Origin of the sequence: Candidatus Photodesmus katoptron Akat1 (assembly GCF_000478685.1) — a bacterium.
In the GTDB taxonomy this organism is placed as follows: domain Bacteria; phylum Pseudomonadota; class Gammaproteobacteria; order Enterobacterales; family Vibrionaceae; genus Vibrio; species Vibrio anomalopis.
Map to the genome: position 1 here is coordinate 165,271 of NZ_AMSD01000002.1, position 17,051 is coordinate 182,321.

Consider the following 17,051-nt stretch of genomic DNA (forward strand, 5'->3'; position numbering starts at 1 on the left):
TATTTTATAGTTAGTTTCATGAAATAGCTCCAGTGCAATCTGCAATTTAATCCTGATTTGTAATTTTAATAAGACTATCTAAAGATGAGTAAGAATATTTCTAATCAGTGCATTTTAATCTTAGATTTTGGCTCTCAGTATACACAATTAATAGCTCGGCGTGTTCGTGAGATAGGTGTTTATTGCAAATTGATGAATTGGAATGCAGACAAAGAAGATATTTACCAATTTAATCCTCGCGGTATTATTTTATCTGGTGGTCCTGAAAGCGTAACAAAAATTAATTCTCCACGTATTTCACAATATATATTTGATTCTGGTGTCCCAATATTTGGTATATGTTATGGCATGCAAGTGATGGCTGAACAGTTAGGAGGAAAGGTTATATCTTCTGATTATCGAGAGTTTGGTTATGCATCTGTTAAGATTACCAATAATTCTAATTTATTATTTCAAGGTCTTAAAGAGATTCAGGATGTTTGGATGAGTCATGGGGACCAAGTTATTAAAATTCCGGATAATTTTCTTAAAATTGCAGAAACTAATTCATGTTTTTATTCAGCAATAGCAGATGAAGAAAAAAAGTATTATGGTGTTCAATTTCATCCAGAGGTAACTCATACTAAAAATGGTGTTAAAATATTAGCAAATTTCGTATTGAACATATGTAATTGTAAGCGTTTATGGACTTCCAGTTTTATTATTGAAAATGCGATTACTTATATTAAAAACCTTGTAGGTAAAGATGAAGTTATTCTTGGTTTGTCAGGAGGTCTTGATTCTTCTGTAACAGCTATGCTTGTACAGAAAGCAATTGGCAATAAATTAACTTGTGTATTTATTGATAATGGTCTTCTTCGTTTAAATGAATCTATCGAGCTTATGGCAATGTTTAGTAGCCAATTCCATTTTAAAATTATTCATGTTAATGCAGAAGATCGTTTTCTTTCAGCGCTAAAAGGTATACATGATCCAGAAAAAAAGCGCATGATCATCGGCTCTATATTTATTGATGTTTTTAATGAAGAAGCTAAAAAACTTAAAAATGCTAATTGGTTAGCCCAAGGTACAATTTATCCAGATATTATTGAATCTGCTGCTTCCAAGATAGGAAAATCACATTCTATTAAGTCTCATCATAATGTAGCGGGTCTTCCTGATAGTATGGAAATGGGTCTTGTTGAGCCTTTAAGGGAATTATTTAAAGATGAAGTTCGTCAAATTGGTTTAGAACTAGGCCTTCCTAGTAATATGCTTTATCGTCATCCTTTTCCAGGTCCAGGGTTAGCGGTTCGTGTTCTTGGTGAGATTAAGAAAGAATATTGTGATTTATTGCGAAAAACAGACATTATTTTTATACAAGAATTGTATCGGGCTAAGTTATATGACAAGGTTTCTCAAGCATTCTGTGTATTTCTTCCTATACGTTCTGTTGGTGTAATGGGAGACACTCGTAAATATGATTGGGTTATTTCATTACGTGCTGTTGAAACGATTGATTTTATGACAGCACGTTGGGCACATTTACCATACGATTTTTTAAATAAGGTTTCTAATCGAATTATTAATGAAGTAGAAGGTATTTCACGTGTTGTCTACGATATTTCTGGAAAACCACCTGCAACCATTGAATGGGAATGAATTAAATCACTAAATTAGTTAACTTAAAATATCTAGTTTTAAAAATATATTGATCAAGGTGAAATATTTTATTCATGGACGTACATTAAAAATTGCGTTTGGTTTATTATATAGCAATGTTCAATTTAAAAGTAAAATTATCGTTTTTTATGTTTAAATATATCTATACTCCTATCTATTCTTACCTAAGAAATTACACTTACTTCCATTTTTTAGTAGTTATCAATCAATCACTCAAGATTGCTACAGCTTTATTTTTTACGCTTGTAAATAAAATTTGCTAGAGTAAAACATATAGAATGATTGGAGTTTTAATGTTTTTTTTAGATAAATTATAAATCTGTTAACTTATTACCTGATAATCAATTAATACAATAGGGAAATGTTTATGCAGTCATTAATCAATTATTTAGATGGAATTATCTGGAGCCCTGCTTTAGTTTATTTATGTTTAGGGGCTGGTTTATTTTATTCAATTATAACCAGATTTGTTCAGGTTCGTCATTTTATTGAAATGTGGAGATTATTATTTTTTGGAAAATCCTCTGATAAAGGTATTTCTTCTTTTCAAGCTATGTCTGTATCATTGTCTGGTCGTGTAGGGACTGGTAATATTGCAGGTGTTGCTTCAGCTATTGGTTTTGGTGGCCCTGGTGCAATGTTTTGGATGTGGATGGTTGCTTTATTTGGTGCAGCTACAGCATATATAGAATCTACGCTTGCTCAAATCTATAAAGAAGACGATGGTAAAGAGTTTCGTGGTGGTCCTGCTTATTACATTGAAAAAACAATAGGAATCAAAAGCTATTCTTGGATTTTTGCTCTTGTGAGTATTGTATCTTGTGGGATACTTCTTCCAGGTGTTCAATCTAATAGTATTGCTCATGCAGTAGAAGCTGCATTAGGTCCAGTTCTAATAATTGAAAGTTTTTTTGGTACATTTAGTTTTGTAAAATTTTCTACAGGGTTAATTATTTCTATTCTTCTTGCTAGCATCATTTTTGGTGGCGTAAAACGTATTGCAAATTTTACAAAAATTGCAGTGCCTTTTATGGCATTAGGCTATATGATTGTAGCTTTTATCGTTATAGCTTTAAATTTCTCAGAAATACCTCGTGTTTTTTATATGATTATAAATGATGCATTTAGTCCGATGGCAGGTATTGGAGCAGCTATTGGTTGGGGTGTTAAACGTGGTGTTTATTCTAATGAAGCAGGTCAAGGTACTGGTCCTCATGCTGCTGCAGCAGCAAATGTTGAACACCCTACTCAACAAGGTCTTGTGCAATCTTTTTCTATTTACATTGATACTTTATTAGTGTGTTCTGCAACTGGCTTTATGATTCTTATCACTAATGCTTATAATGTTTATGGAATAGATGGTAGACTTATAATACAAAATTTAGCAGATAATGTTAGTGCAAATGGACCTATTTTTACACAAATTGCTATTGAAAGAGCTCTGCCTGGAATAGATAGGTTATTTGTTTCATTAGCATTGTTCTTTTTTGCTTTTACTACTATACTTGCCTACTATTATATCGCAGAAACTAATATTGCCTACATTTATCGTACTATAAAAGTTAAAGGGTTAATGACTATATTGAAGATAGTGTTAATAACTGCTGTGTTCTACGGTACCTTAGAAGAAGCTGAATTGGCATGGACAATGGGTGATCTTGGTGTTGGTTTAATGGCCTGGTGCAACGTTGTAAGTATGCTGATTATTTTTTTCATTTCTAAACCAGCTATAAAGTCTCTTATAGATTATGAAGATCAAAAAAGAAAAGGCATAGTTAAGTATACTTTTAATCCAGTAAAATTAGGTATTAAAGGTGCAAGTTATTGGGAAGAAAAATTAAATAAAAAAAGTAGTTAAATAAGATAATTTAAATAGTATTATTCCAAACTTTAGCTAATTTAATATGATTATAATGCCTATGTATACCTCTTTTTCAATTTGTTTAAAAAACTTAATTCTAAATTTTCTTTTTTTAAGGTTTATTTTGAATATAACATTACCGCCTGTATGGGGCGGACAATATGAAATTAAAAATAGGTCGATGTAATTATCAAAACCTTGATGGTTGGTATTGTGATCAACCATCCGGTAGATCTGGCCTATGTTATTGGCATGATCCCTTAATTGATAAAAGTAATGACGATATAAAGGACGACATTGAAGAATGGGCTACTACTGGTAGGCCTTTAGATGGTTTTCAATTAGCTAGAACATATTTAGTAGATCTTAATTTGGTTAATAAAGGAAATCAATTTGGTTTTTCTTGTCGGAATGCAGATTTTTATCGTGCTGATTTAAGTCAAGCGCATTTTTTTCGATTAGATTTACGAGGTTCATCTTTAATGAAGTGTAAGTTAGTTTGCGCTAATTTACATTGTGCCAAATTAGATAATTGTAATTTATTAGGTGCCGATTTATCTCGTGCTCGTCTTGAAAATATTCATTGGGGGAAAGGGCTAAAACAAGAACGAGAGGTGTTAGTAAACCTAAACAAAAATGATGAAAACCTCATTTCACTTTATCAAGAAGCAGAAGAAGTATGTCGGAATATTAGAAAACAGTGTGATAAGCAAGGTTTATTTGAAACAGCTGGCTCCTTTTTTCAAAAGGAAATGCGTTTCAGGCGTTATCAAACACCATTGATTAGCGCACGCAGAGCCATCTCTAAGCTTGTTGATATTTTTTGTGGTTATGGTGAATCTCCAGCGAAAGTTATTTTATTTTCCTTGTTTTTAATAATGTCTTGTTCCGTTGCATATTTTATCTTAGGTACTGCTGCAATAGAAAATCTATCTCATTCTCATATTGAGAATAGCTGGGAGCGTTATGCATTTGAATTTCTAAACGCAATTTATTTTAGCGTTGTTACATTTACCACTTTAGGTTACGGAGACATATACCCAGTTGGTATTGCCAAGCTTGTGGCGACACTGGAAGCTTTTATTGGAAACTTTACTATGGCGCTTTTTGTAGTGGTTTTTGTAAAAAAATGACTAGGTAGCCTTAAAAAAAACATTCAAACAAATAAAAACGTATCATATTGATTTTTAACTTGAACTTGGTCTTGGTGGAGCTGGCGGGAGTCGAACCCGCGTCCAAAAACTATCCATAATCAGCACTACATGCTTAGTCAATTTTTTAGAATTCACCAATGCTTGCGAATCGACAGCGCATTGCACAAAAGGCTAACCTGATTTAATTTCACCCTTTATCTTTCAGGCAAAGATACTGAGCTAGCGCGTTTTAGTTTAAATCTCCCATGAATCCTCGTCTTAACGAGCCAAAGCTGAGTAGGGAGAGCAATAAACAGTTTATTAAGCTGCTAATGCGTAGTTTTCGTCGTTTGCGACTATTTTAATGTGGCTTTTAACGTGGCAAACCACCCCACGACATGCACCTCAAACTTCAAAATTTTTGTCGAATCCTGGAACAGCCCCAATACTCTCTCCTACTGAAATGGTACCGATAAAAATATAGTTTGTCTAGTTCTTCTAACAAGAATTTTTATTTTTATTAACGTAGTTTGCTTTTCATAATTCTTGCTTTTTCACGAGCCCAATCTTTTTCTTTAAAATCAAGACGTTTATCATGTCTTTTTTTCCCTTTTGCAACACCAATTTTAATTTTTATCCATGAACGAACCCAATATACTGATAGTGCTATTAGAGTCATGCTTTTTTTATTAATAGAACCAAATAGGCTATCTAACTCAATACGTTTCAGCAGTAATTTACGAATACGGTTTGGATTTTTAGTTATATGAGAGCATGCTTGATTCAAAGGAGATATAACCATTCCACTAATAAAAGCTTCATTTTTTCGTATAAAAACATAGCTTCCTACAATATTAGTTTTTCTATGACGAAGGGACTTAACTTCCCATCCATATAACGCTAAACCAGCTTCCATTTCTTCACTAATAGAATATTCATATTGAGCTTGTTTGTTAAAAGTAATTATATTGCTATGGGTTTTCCCTTTTTTTTTATCATAATCTTTCCATCATGTGATTTAATTTTTGTATAAGAAATTCTGTAGTTACCATTACAATCAATAAAAATAACATATGTTTCACATTTTTAAAAAAATATGAGGGATAGATATTATGAATCGAGTCAGTTATTCCGAATTAGTCTCATTTAGCGTAGAAGAAATGTTTGATTTAGTAAAAGATGTAGCTAGGTATCCAGAATTTTTACCTAGTTGCTCAGGTTCTTCTATAATTGAATCTTCTGATAGTCAAATGATTGCTTCTATTAATGTATCTAGATTAGGCATTACTAAAACTTTTATAACATCAAATACACTTATTGCTAGTTCTTCTATTATCATGAATTTAATTGATGGTCCTTTTAAAATTTTAAAAGGGGGATGGAATTTTGTTTTGCTCAATAAAACAGCCTGCCAGGTAAAGTTAGAATTAGAGTTTGAGTTTTCAAATAGATTGATTGAACTAGCATTTAATGCTTTTTTAATTGAATCTGCTAATAGTATAGTAAATGCTTTTACTAAACGAGCTAAACAGGTATATGGATGCTGTGAAAATTCAAGTTAATATAATTAATGTTGAGGTTGTATATGCGCTTCCTCATGAACAACAAGTATTTTATTTATCAGTTCATAAAAGCATGACTATAGAAAATATTATTAAGCAGTCTGGAATATTAAAATTATATCCAGAAATCAATTTTCTTAAAAATAAAATAGGAATATTTGGTCGAAATGTAACATTAGACTCAAAAGCACAAAATGAAGATCGTATTGAAATTTATCGGCCTTTGCTTGGTGACCCTAAAGAAATACGAATCAAGAGAATAAAACAGAATCGTAAATAAGGTGTTTCTAAGATTTAACCTATTAATAATATTTGAATTAAATATTATTAAAAAATAAATTAATTGCAAAGTCCCCAGAAAAATCAATAAGTTTTTCCGATGAATTAAAATTCAGAATTAGATTTTTTTGCACTGGATTATTGTGATTCTTAGCATAATAATAGATATAATACCAAGTATTAATGTGATTATTTTCAATTAACATTGGGGAACCCATAATATATCGAACTTGTTCTTTAGACATGCCAAATCTTAGTTTATCTACAGATTTTTGTTCAACATAATTGCCTTGCCTAATATCAATGCGGTAAACGAGCCTTTGAAGACTCGAACAACCCATTAATGAGATAACGGATATGAGTAGTAATAAGCAAGAAAAAATAATTTTTTAAATATCACTATTAAAATTCTTCTGAATAGTATTTTTTATATAAATCAACTTAATTAGTTTAAGAATTTAAATAAAATAAAGTGTTCCGATTATAACAGTAATACTAAATTATAAAAGTGACATATTCTCGATAACTATTTTTTTAACATGATTTGTTTAACCAACCTAATTTATTACGTAATACATGATAATAGTTATAACTTCTAGGATGAAGTAAATGTAGAAAATTGCTATTTTGGTAGATAAGTATTTCATCACCAGGTGATACTAACAAGGAGTTTTGTCCATCACAGATTATTTCTTGATTACCATAGTTATTAGAAGATACAATAAGTCTTATTATATGCTTGCTATTGATCACTAAAGGTCTACTTGATAGTGTATGTGGGGACATTGGTACTAAAGTTATAGCGTTTAAATCAGGAGATACAATTGGACCTCCACTTGATAGTGAGTAAGCAGTTGAACCTGTTGGTGTAGATATAATTAGACCATCCGATCGTTGAGAAAAAGCAAAAGTATCATCGATATAGACTTCGAATTCGATCATGTGAGCTACTTGACTTGAATGCAATACAGCTTCGTTTAGTGCTAAATTTTGGCTTTTTATCTGTTTATGATGATAAATTTCAGTTTCTAATAAAAACCGTTTTTCAACGAAGTATTTTCCGGCAAGCACATCTTTTAAAATCAATCGAAGATTTTCAGGGTCTATAGCTGTCAAAAATCCTAGATTGCCACGATTTATACCAATTACGAGAATATTAGACCTTGAGAGAACACGTGCTGCTCCAAGCATATTACCATCTCCGCCTACGACAATTGCTAGTTCAGCTTTCTTTCCAAGCTCTATAAGATTTAAAAATTTTTTTCTTGGTATATCGATATCATGCAGAGTTTCACTTAATCTATCATCAACAAAAACTTGGTAGCCTATTGAAGTTAACCAGGGATATAGTTCCTTATGGGTTTCTATTGCTTGTTGATTTTTTACTTTACCAATAATAGCAATCGTATTAAATATTTTTTTCATAAATTTTCCATATTCATTAGACTTGAATCAAAAATCTTTATCCCCATAATAAATGCAAGTCACCTGTTAGTGCGAATTTTTGTGTGATTTAAATTTAGCAGTTTAATACTGGCATATGTCAGATTCAGGAGATATCATGAACAAAGAAGAAAACAAGAGTAGTGAAAATACTGTACAATCAGAACAATTAAGTGAAAATACTGTACAATCAGAACAATTAAGTGAAAATACTGTACAATCAGAACAATTAAAAGTTCAAGATAAAAGTACTAAACAGGAAAAAGAACATTCACAAGATCAGGAGGCTGATCTTCTAAAAAACACTAATGTTAATGTTACATTAAATGAACAGTCTCAAATTAATGATTACAAGGTTAAAATTGCTCAATTAGAGATTCAATTACTTGCAAGTAAAGCCAAACAAGAAGAACAGAAAGGATTACTTCTACGTGCAAAAGCAGAAGTAGAAAATATGCGTCGTCGTACAGAAGTTGAGATTAATAAAGCCCATAAGTATGCTTTGAACAAATTTTCAGAAGAGTTATTGCCAGTTATTGATAATTTAGAACGTGCTATTCAATCAGGTGATATTAAAAATGAATTTATAAAACCAATTCTTGAAGGTGTGGAATTGACTTATAGAACATTTATAGAGGTTATTGCTAAATTTGGTTTAAAAGAGATTAACCCTGAAAAGGGTGAAGGGTTTAATCCAGAATTTCATCAAGCAATGTCAATTGAAGAAAACAGCAATCATACATCAAATGTGATTATGAATGTAATGCAAAAAGGTTATGAATTAAATGGTCGTGTGCTACGTCCTGCTATGGTTGTAGTGACAAAGTAGTTGATTTTTACCCGTGTTAAATATTGTTTTTATCAGATTTGATTACTTTCAAGGTGTTAGGAATCTAGTGAAACATTTCTAATTCTTAAAATTTAAAACTGTATGCATTTATTTAATATATAGTTTAAGTGAAAAGATAGATTAAATATTTATTGAAGTTAGTTTCTATTTTCTCAGTTAACATAATGATATTATAAAATGGTTTTTTTTAATATTCCCCCTTGAAAAGTCTCAATGCGCCCTTATCTATGGTCCATATGGAAGCAAACATGATTGTTATTGTTTGAAAATTAAGGGTTACCAGATTGCTTTTTTCCCTCGTACCTATGTATGGGAAAAGGATATGGGAAAAGGGTGAAGATAAAAATTTATTCGGAGATAGCCTGATGGGCAAAATCATTGGTATTGATTTGGGTACTACTAATTCTTGTGTTGCTGTTCTAGATGGTAACAAATCGCGCGTCATAGAAAATGCTGAGGGTGAGCGTACAACAGCATCGGTAATTGCATATACAGATGGCGAAACCTTAGTTGGCCAGCCAGCGAAGCGTCAAGCAGTTACAAATCCTACAAATACGCTTTTTGCAATTAAGCGTTTAATCGGTCGTCGTTTTGAAGATAAAGAGGTACAACGTGATATTGGCATTATGCCTTTTAATATCGTAAAGGCAGATAATGGAGATGCTTGGGTTGAAGCTCGAGGTAAAAAGATGGCTGCTCCTCAGGTATCTGCTGAGGTGCTAAAAAAAATGAAAAAAACTGCTGAAGATTTTTTGGGTGAAGAAATAGACGGTGCAGTTATCACAGTTCCTGCTTATTTTAATGATGCTCAACGTCAAGCAACTAAAGATGCTGGACGAATTGCAGGTCTTGAAGTTAAGCGCATTATCAATGAGCCAACAGCTGCAGCTTTAGCATATGGTTTAGATAAAAAAGCTGGCGATCGTACTATTGCTGTATATGATCTTGGTGGTGGTACGTTTGATATTTCTATTATAGAAATTGATGATGTTGAAGGTGAGCAAACTTTTGAAGTTCTAGCAACTAATGGTGATACTCATCTTGGTGGTGAAGATTTTGATAATCGTTTGATTAACTATTTAGTTAAAGAGTTTAAAAAAGAGCAAGGATTGGATCTTAAGAATGACCCTCTTGCTATGCAACGTGTAAAAGAATCAGCAGAGAAAGCGAAAATTGAATTGTCTTCTGCACAACAAACTGATGTTAATTTACCTTATATTACTGCCGATTCCACTGGTCCTAAGCATATGAATGTTAAGGTAACTCGAGCGAAGCTAGAGTCCTTAGTAGAGGACTTAGTTCAGCGATCTCTTGAGCCATTAACAGTTGCTTTATCAGATGCAAATCTTTCTGTAAGTGATATTAATGATATTATTCTTGTTGGGGGTCAAACTCGCATGCCGATGGTTCAGACTAAAGTAGCTGAATTTTTTGGTAAAGAAGCAAGAAGAGATGTAAATCCTGATGAAGCAGTAGCTATGGGAGCTGCAGTTCAAGGAGGGGTATTAGCTGGTGATGTAAAGGATGTGCTTTTATTAGATGTGACGCCTTTATCACTAGGTATTGAGACTATGGGAGGCATAATGACTAAGCTAGTTGAAAAAAACACGACTATCCCCACTAAGGCTAATCAAGTTTTTTCAACGGCAGAAGATAATCAAAGTGCAGTGACTATTCATGTTCTTCAAGGTGAACGTAAACAAGCAACTTATAATAAGTCGTTAGGTCAATTTAATTTAGAGGGCATTCAGCCAGCACCTCGTGGAATGCCACAGATTGAAGTAACTTTTGATTTAGATGCTGATGGTATTTTACACGTGTCTGCAAAAGATAAGCAAACTGGTAAGGAACAGAAAATTACTATTCAGGCATCAGGTGGTTTAGGTGAAGAAGAAATTAAGAAAATGGTCCAAGAAGCTGAAATTAATAAAGAAGCTGATAAAAAGTTTGAAGAATTAGCAACTGCACGTAACCATGCAGATCAAATTATTCATAGTACTCAAAAACAAATGGAAGAAGTTAGTGAAGCTCTTTCTTCTGATGAAAAAGAAAAAATTAATGCATCGATTAAAGAATTAGAAGATGCAAAAAAAACTAGTAATAAGGAAGCTATAAATGCTAAGGTTCAAGCCTTAATGATAGCTTCAAAAAAACTAATGGAAGTTTCTCAAAAACAAGCTAAGCAAACAAGCAAAAGTTCTAAAACTGATAGCGGAAAAAATTCTTCTTCTAAAGAAGATAATGTTGTAGATGCAGAGTTTGAAGAAGTAGAAGACGGAAAAAAGTAAACTATTAAAACATTTTTCCCCTCCGTGTATATATCAGATTTTTGTTTGATGCGGGCGTTTGAAATAACTCATTCGCCCGTATGCTCTTATTATATTCTATTTTACAAGGCGATTTTTTATTGGAGATAAATAATTAACGACATGCATAATGTCGTTATATTAGCGGGGAATTGGTGACAAATAGTATGTCAAAACGTGATTTTTATGAAGTATTAGGTATTACTCGTGATGCATCTGAACGTGATATTAAAAAAGCCTATAAACGATTAGCAATGAAATTTCATCCTGACCGTAACCAAGGGGATAAGTATGCTGCAGATAAATTTAAAGAAATTAAAGAGGCGTATGAAGTTTTGCTAGATCCGCAAAAAAAAATGTCGTATGACCAATATGGTCATTCTGCTTTTGATCAAGGAGGAATGGGTACCGGTTTTAATAGTAGCAATCAAGGTGATTTTGGTGATATTTTTGGTGATGTATTTGGTGATATTTTTGGTGGAGGACGTCGGACTGGACAAGCTCATTCTCAGCATCGTGGAGCTGACTTACGTTATAATATAGAGTTATCTTTAGAGGAAGCAGTTCGTGGGGTATCAAAAGAAATAGAGGTTCCAACACTAGTTCAGTGTGATTCATGTCGGGGTACTGGTGCTAAAAACGGTTCATCTCCAAAAAATTGTTCAACTTGTCATGGACATGGTCAAATTCAAATGCGTCAGGGATTCTTTGCTGTACAACAAACTTGTCCTACATGTCATGGTCAAGGTAAGATAATTCAAGATCCATGTAATATTTGTCACGGTCAAGGTAGAATACAAAAGAGTAAAATTCTCAATATTAAAATTCCTGTTGGTGTGGATACTGGTGACCGAGTACGTTTATCTGGAGAAGGTGAAGCTGGTGAGAGAGGAGCACAAGCAGGTGATTTGTATGTTCAAATTCATGTAAAAGAGCACCATATTTTTAAACGTGATGGTAATAACCTTTACTGTGAGGTTCCCGTCAGTTTTACTATGGCAGCATTAGGTGGCGAGGTAGAGGTGCCAACTCTTGATAGACGTGTAAATCTTAAAGTTTTGTCAGAGACCCAAACTGGGCGAATGTTTCGAATGCGAGCTAAAGGTGTAAAAAGTGTTCGTAGTGGCGCTGTTGGTGATTTAATTGTTAAACTAGTAGTTGAAACGCCAGTTAAATTAAGTGCTCGACAAAAATCATTATTGCGTGAGTTTGAAGAGTCTTGTGCTGGTAAAGCTAAGCATAAACCAAAATCTGAAGGGTTTTTTAATGGGGTAAAAAAGTTCTTTGATGATTTAACTAGTTAAAATTTACCGTAATATTATAATTACGGTAAGGATTAACACAATGTTGCTTTTATAGTTTCATTTTTTAGATGATACAATTTTGTGTCCCGTTATAATGCTATGGCTTTCTTTATTTTTTTTCTGCGTTGTTTAAAAAAGTTTTTTAACTGGATATGACATTCTTCTTTAAGAAGACCATATTCTACGTCAGTATAGTGGTATGCAGAATGGTCTTTAAATAAATTAAGCACTGTACCTGCAGCTCCAGTTTTTAGAGCTGGAGTTCCAAATACTACACGTCGTACTCGTCCTTGTAGTAAAGCTCCTACACACATTGGACAAGGTTCTAGTGTTACATATAAGGTAGTATTAATTAATCGATGATTTTTTAGTAATTTACCAGCTTTACGAAGTGTTTCTATTTCTGCATGCGCTGTAGGATCGTTTTTATTAATAGACTGATTCCATCCTTCTGCTATTACTCTTTGATTTTTTATCAGCAGTGCACCAACAGGAACTTCTCCTTTTTTTTCTGCAAAAGAAGCAAGTTTTATTGCTCGATACATGAAATATTTATCTTGCTGAGTGAATATAAAATTAGACAAAATATGTTTTCCTAATTAACGCAGTTAACATTAGTAAATAAAATAGTAAATTTTATTCTAAAATTAAGCATTTTAAAATTTATTACAATCTAAAAAAACAGTAATATAGATTTATATAAGTAGGAACAAACATGTTTTATCACTAAAAAAATAAGAGACCTAATTATATGAGAATTTTTCGTGGTTCCTCAGTATTTTCTAAGTTTCGTATTAGTAAAATTATGAAACTTTGTCATGTATCAAATGTACCAGTGAGTGATATCTATGCTGAATTTGTTCATTTCGTTAATTTAGTTTCAGATTTAAATAGTGATGAAATTGAAAAATTAAAGAAATTATTGAAGTATGGCTCTAATGTTCGTCAAGAATCACCCAATGGGTTCCTGATTCTTGTTACTCCTAGGCTAGGAACTATTTCATCTTGGTCATCTAAATCGACAGATATTGCTAAAAATTGTGGGTTGAGTAAGATCTTACGTTTAGAGCGAGGTATAGCTTATTATTTGAAAAGTTCCTCAAAGTTTACTAAGGTACAAATGTCAACATTAGTAGGAATTTTACATGATCCTATGATGGAATCTGTATTCCATAATTTTAAATCAGCTAGCGCATTATTTAAAATATTAAACCCATCACCTATCATAAGTGTAGACATATTTAGTAATGGTCGTTTTGAAATTGAAAAATTAAATTCTACCCTAGGTCTTGCTCTTTCTAATTTAGAAATAGATTATTTGCTAGAGGTTTTTATTAATAAGTTAAAACGAAATCCAACAGATATTGAATTAATGATGTTTGCTCAGGTTAACTCAGAACATTGTCGCCATAAGATTTTTAATTCTACTTGGATTATTGATGGTATAAGGCAAGAAAAAACACCTTTTCAAATGATTCAAAATACTTTTAAAATGACTCCTGATTATATATTGTCTGCTTACGAAGATAATTCTGCAGTGATGGAAGGTTCAGAAGTTGGACGTTTTTTTCCATATGTAAGAACTCACCATTATGGTTATAATCAAGAAAAAGTTCATATTCTAATGAAGGTTGAAACACATAATCATCCAACAGCTATTTCTCCTTGGCCAGGAGCTGCTACAGGTTCTGGAGGTGAAATTCGTGATGAAGGGGCAACAGGCATTGGTGCTCAACCAAAAGCTGGTTTAGTTGGTTTTACAACTTCAAATTTACGAATCCCTAATTTTCATCAACCATGGGAAAGTGATTTTGGCAAGCCTGGTTGTATTGTTTCTGCTCTTGATATCATGTTGGAAGCACCACTTGGTAGTGCAGCGTTTAATAATGAATTTGGTCGTCCTAGTTTGCTTGGTTATTTTCGCACCTATGAAGAAAAAGTAAATTCTCATGCTGGTGAAGAGATTCGTGGTTACCATAAACCAATAATAATTGTCGGTGGTATAGGTAATATTCGTGATGAGCATGTAATAAAGAAAGAAATTTCAATAGGGGCTAATATAATTCTTTTTGGGGGTCCCGCTATGAATATTGGACTTGGTGGTAGTTCATCCTCTTCTTTAGAATATGGTCAATTAACTGGAGAACTAGATTTTTCTTCTGTACAACGTGAAAATCCAGAAATGGAAAGACGTTGTCAGGAGGTCATTAATTCTTGCTGGCAATTAGGTGATATGAATCCAATTGAATCAATTCATGATATTGGTGCAGGTGGATTATCTACTGCATTACCAGAATTACTGGATAACAGTAAAAGAGGAGGTATTTTTCAATTACGCAATATACCAAATGATGAGCCAAGCATGAGTCCGCTTGAAATTTGGTGTAATGAATCTCAAGAGCGTTATGTAATAGCTGTTTCTCCTGATAAAATGCCTCTATTTGAGACTATTTGTAATCGAGAACGCACACCGTACGCGGTAATTGGTACCGCAACTGAAAAGCGCGTATTAGAATTAAAGGATTCATATTTTAATAATACTCCTATTAATATACCCATGGATGTTATTTTTTCTAAAATTCCAAAGAAACATTATTATGCAGAAGTGTTAAATGTAAAGAACACTACTATTAATTTGAAAGGAATTGAAATTAATGAAGCGTTAGATCGAGTTTTACGCCTTCCTGCTGTTGCAGAAAAGACTTTCCTAATTATGATTGCTGATCGTTCAGTTAGTGGACTTGTAGTACGTGATCAAATGGTAGGGCCTTGGCAAATTCCAGTGTCTAATTGTGCAGTAACTGCTGCTAGTTATGACTCTTATTATGGTGAAGCAGTATCTATAGGTGAGCGTACACCTAGTGCTTTATTAAATTTTGTCGCTTCAGCTCGTTTAGCAGTAGGAGAGTCAATTACTAATATTGCGGCTACAAATATTGGTGATATTAAACGGATTAAATTATCTGCTAATTGGATGTCCTCATCAGGACATCCTGGTGAAGATGTAGGTCTTTATAGAGCCGTTCAAGCAGTAGCGGAAGAACTTTGTCCATTCCTTGGTTTGACTATTCCAGTCGGTAAAGATTCAATGTCCATGAAAACAACATGGAAAGAGAATGGTAAATATAAAGAAATTACTTCTCCCTTTTCATTAATTATCACAGCGTTTGCACGTGTTGAAGATGTGCGTAAAACTATTACTCCTCAATTAAGGATAGACAAAGGTGATACTTCTCTTATTCTGGTTGATCTTGGTAATGGTAAAAATCGTTTAGGTGCAACAGCATTGACTCAGGTATATAAACAGTTAGGTGATCAAGCTGCTGATTTAGATAATCCAGCGTATTTAAATGGATTTTATCAAAGCATTCAAACTCTAATACAAAATAATAAGATTATTGCTTATCATGATAAGAGTGATGGAGGTTTATTAGTTACTTTAGCTGAAATGATATTCGCTGGTCATTGCGGTGTAAAAATAGATATTAAGCCATTGGGCAAATGTAACTTATCTGTATTATTTAATGAAGAACTAGGTGCTGTAATTCAAATTAAGAATACTGAGCTAGATAATGTTTTCGATGTTTTAGCAAGTAACGGATTAGCTCAGTGCTCTCATGTTATTGGTACTGTTGAAGATAAAGATACTTTTTTAATTACTTCTGGTGAGCATATAGTTCTTGATAGAACTCGAACTGAACTACGTTTAATTTGGGCAGAAACAACATATCAAATGCAATCTTTAAGAGATAATCCAGCTTGTGCAGACCAAGAGCATGATATTAAAAAGGATGTGTTAGATCCTGGTTTGAACGTAAAATTAAGTTTTGATATTAATGAAAATATTTCTGCTCCTTTTATGATTAATACTAGTACTAAACCTAAAGTAGCAATTTTGCGTGAGCAAGGTATTAATTCTCATATTGAAATGGCAGCTGCTTTTAATCGTGCAGGTTTTGATTCTGTTGATTTTCACATGAGTGATATTGAAATGAATCAAAAATTTCTTGTAGGTTACGATGGTTTAGCAGTTTGTGGAGGTTTTTCTTATGGTGATGTATTAGGTGCTGGTGGAGGGTGGGCAAAGTCAATTTTATTGAATGAGAAACTTAGTGCTCAATTCGAAGATTTTTTTAGACGTAATACTTTTTCTTTAGGTATCTGTAATGGTTGTCAAATGTTATCACATTTAAGTGACCTGATTCCAGGTTCTGAACATTGGCCTCGTTTTATACGAAATAAATCTGAATCTTTTGAAGCTAGATTTAGTTTAGTAGAAGTGCAAAAGTCACCTTCAATTTTTTTAAGTGGTATGGAAGAATCTCAAATCCCAATTGTAGTTTCACATGCTGAAGGTTGTGTGGAAGTTCGTGATGAAGCACATTTGTTGGCAATTGAAGATTCAGGTACTATATCATTGCGTTACGTAGATAATTATGGTCAACATACACAAAAATACCCTAGTAATCCTAATGGTTCTCCTAATGCTATAGCGGGGCTCACAACTAAAAATGGTTGTGTGACGATTATGATGCCTCATCCTGAACGAGTTTTCCGAACTATTTCGAATTCTTGGGCTCCAGAAGATTGGGGAGAAAATGGTGCTTGGATGCGTATGTTTCAAAATGCAAGAAAAAATCTTAACTAGTAA

The 17,051-nt window shown here is 32.9% G+C and carries 12 protein-coding genes, 1 other RNA gene and 1 pseudogene; 9 read left to right on the forward strand and 5 right to left on the reverse strand.

What is annotated here, in order from left to right; translation table 11 throughout:
- The first annotated feature begins 84 nt into the window (after window positions 1–84).
- The 3 genes from guaA to O1U_RS03315 all read left to right on the forward strand — a co-directional run bounded on the left by guaA (window position 85) and on the right by O1U_RS03315 (window position 4,656).
- Window positions 85–1,641 carry a glutamine-hydrolyzing GMP synthase gene (guaA, locus tag O1U_RS03305; RefSeq protein WP_016503983.1) on the forward strand — a complete coding sequence of 519 codons (1,557 nt, stop codon included), beginning with the start codon at window positions 85–87 and terminating at the stop codon, window positions 1,639–1,641.
- 388 nt (window positions 1,642–2,029) lie between these two features.
- Complete coding sequence (locus tag O1U_RS03310) at window positions 2,030–3,520, forward strand: alanine/glycine:cation symporter family protein (protein ID WP_016503984.1); 1,491 nt, start codon at window positions 2,030–2,032, stop codon at window positions 3,518–3,520.
- A 164-nt stretch (window positions 3,521–3,684) separates the two neighbouring features.
- The gene (locus O1U_RS03315) at window positions 3,685–4,656 is read left to right on the forward strand and encodes an ion channel (RefSeq protein WP_016503985.1); all 972 of its coding nucleotides are present in this window, start codon (window positions 3,685–3,687) and stop codon (window positions 4,654–4,656) included.
- Between the two features lie 72 nt (window positions 4,657–4,728).
- Here O1U_RS03315 and ssrA read toward each other — a convergent pair.
- Together ssrA and smpB are read right to left on the reverse strand one after the other, a co-directional pair.
- Window positions 4,729–5,100, reverse strand: a transfer-messenger RNA (tmRNA) gene (gene ssrA / locus O1U_RS04775).
- 76 nt (window positions 5,101–5,176) lie between these two features.
- Window positions 5,177–5,650: pseudogene (smpB, locus tag O1U_RS03320) on the reverse strand (SsrA-binding protein SmpB); the annotation flags it as partial.
- A gap of 118 nt (window positions 5,651–5,768) precedes the next feature.
- On the opposite strand from smpB, the gene O1U_RS03325 reads away from it, so the two are divergent.
- Together O1U_RS03325 and O1U_RS03330 are read left to right on the forward strand one after the other, a co-directional pair.
- Window positions 5,769–6,218 (forward strand): SRPBCC family protein, encoded by a 450-nt coding sequence (locus O1U_RS03325; RefSeq protein ID WP_016503987.1) that lies wholly within the window; start codon window positions 5,769–5,771, stop codon window positions 6,216–6,218.
- The gene (locus tag O1U_RS03330) at window positions 6,193–6,498 is read left to right on the forward strand and encodes an RnfH family protein (RefSeq protein WP_034411827.1); all 306 of its coding nucleotides are present in this window, start codon (window positions 6,193–6,195) and stop codon (window positions 6,496–6,498) included. Before O1U_RS03325 ends, O1U_RS03330 begins: the two co-directional genes overlap by 26 nt.
- A gap of 37 nt (window positions 6,499–6,535) precedes the next feature.
- Here the strand turns inward: O1U_RS03330 and O1U_RS03335 are convergent, their stop codons facing one another.
- On the reverse strand, window positions 6,536–6,838 hold the full coding sequence (locus tag O1U_RS03335; protein ID WP_051348145.1) for an outer membrane protein assembly factor BamE: 303 nt from the start codon (window positions 6,836–6,838) through the stop codon (window positions 6,536–6,538).
- A gap of 193 nt (window positions 6,839–7,031) precedes the next feature.
- Window positions 7,032–7,922, reverse strand: coding sequence for an NAD(+) kinase (gene nadK, locus O1U_RS03340; RefSeq protein ID WP_016503989.1), 891 nt, complete (start codon window positions 7,920–7,922; stop codon window positions 7,032–7,034).
- A gap of 136 nt (window positions 7,923–8,058) precedes the next feature.
- Here nadK and grpE point away from each other — a divergent pair, with 136 nt between their 5' ends.
- The 3 genes from grpE (at window position 8,059) to dnaJ (ending at window position 12,400) form a co-directional block, all read left to right on the forward strand.
- Window positions 8,059–8,769, forward strand: a complete 711-nt coding sequence (gene grpE, locus O1U_RS03345; RefSeq protein ID WP_102031395.1) for a nucleotide exchange factor GrpE — start codon at window positions 8,059–8,061, stop codon at window positions 8,767–8,769.
- 386 nt (window positions 8,770–9,155) lie between these two features.
- Window positions 9,156–11,078, forward strand: a complete 1,923-nt coding sequence (dnaK, locus tag O1U_RS03350) for a molecular chaperone DnaK (RefSeq protein ID WP_016503991.1) — start codon at window positions 9,156–9,158, stop codon at window positions 11,076–11,078.
- Between the two features lie 185 nt (window positions 11,079–11,263).
- Window positions 11,264–12,400, forward strand: a complete 1,137-nt coding sequence (dnaJ, locus tag O1U_RS03355) for a molecular chaperone DnaJ (protein ID WP_016503992.1) — start codon at window positions 11,264–11,266, stop codon at window positions 12,398–12,400.
- Between the two features lie 89 nt (window positions 12,401–12,489).
- Here the strand turns inward: dnaJ and tadA are convergent, their stop codons facing one another.
- A complete protein-coding gene (tadA, locus tag O1U_RS03360; RefSeq protein ID WP_040356558.1) occupies window positions 12,490–12,984 on the reverse strand; it encodes a tRNA adenosine(34) deaminase TadA in 495 nt (164 codons plus the stop codon).
- Window positions 12,985–13,151: 167 nt separating this feature from the next.
- Between tadA and purL the strand changes: the two genes are divergently transcribed.
- Window positions 13,152–17,048 carry a phosphoribosylformylglycinamidine synthase gene (gene purL, locus O1U_RS03365; RefSeq protein WP_016503994.1) on the forward strand — a complete coding sequence of 1,299 codons (3,897 nt, stop codon included), beginning with the start codon at window positions 13,152–13,154 and terminating at the stop codon, window positions 17,046–17,048.
- Window positions 17,049–17,051: the final 3 nt, after the last annotated feature.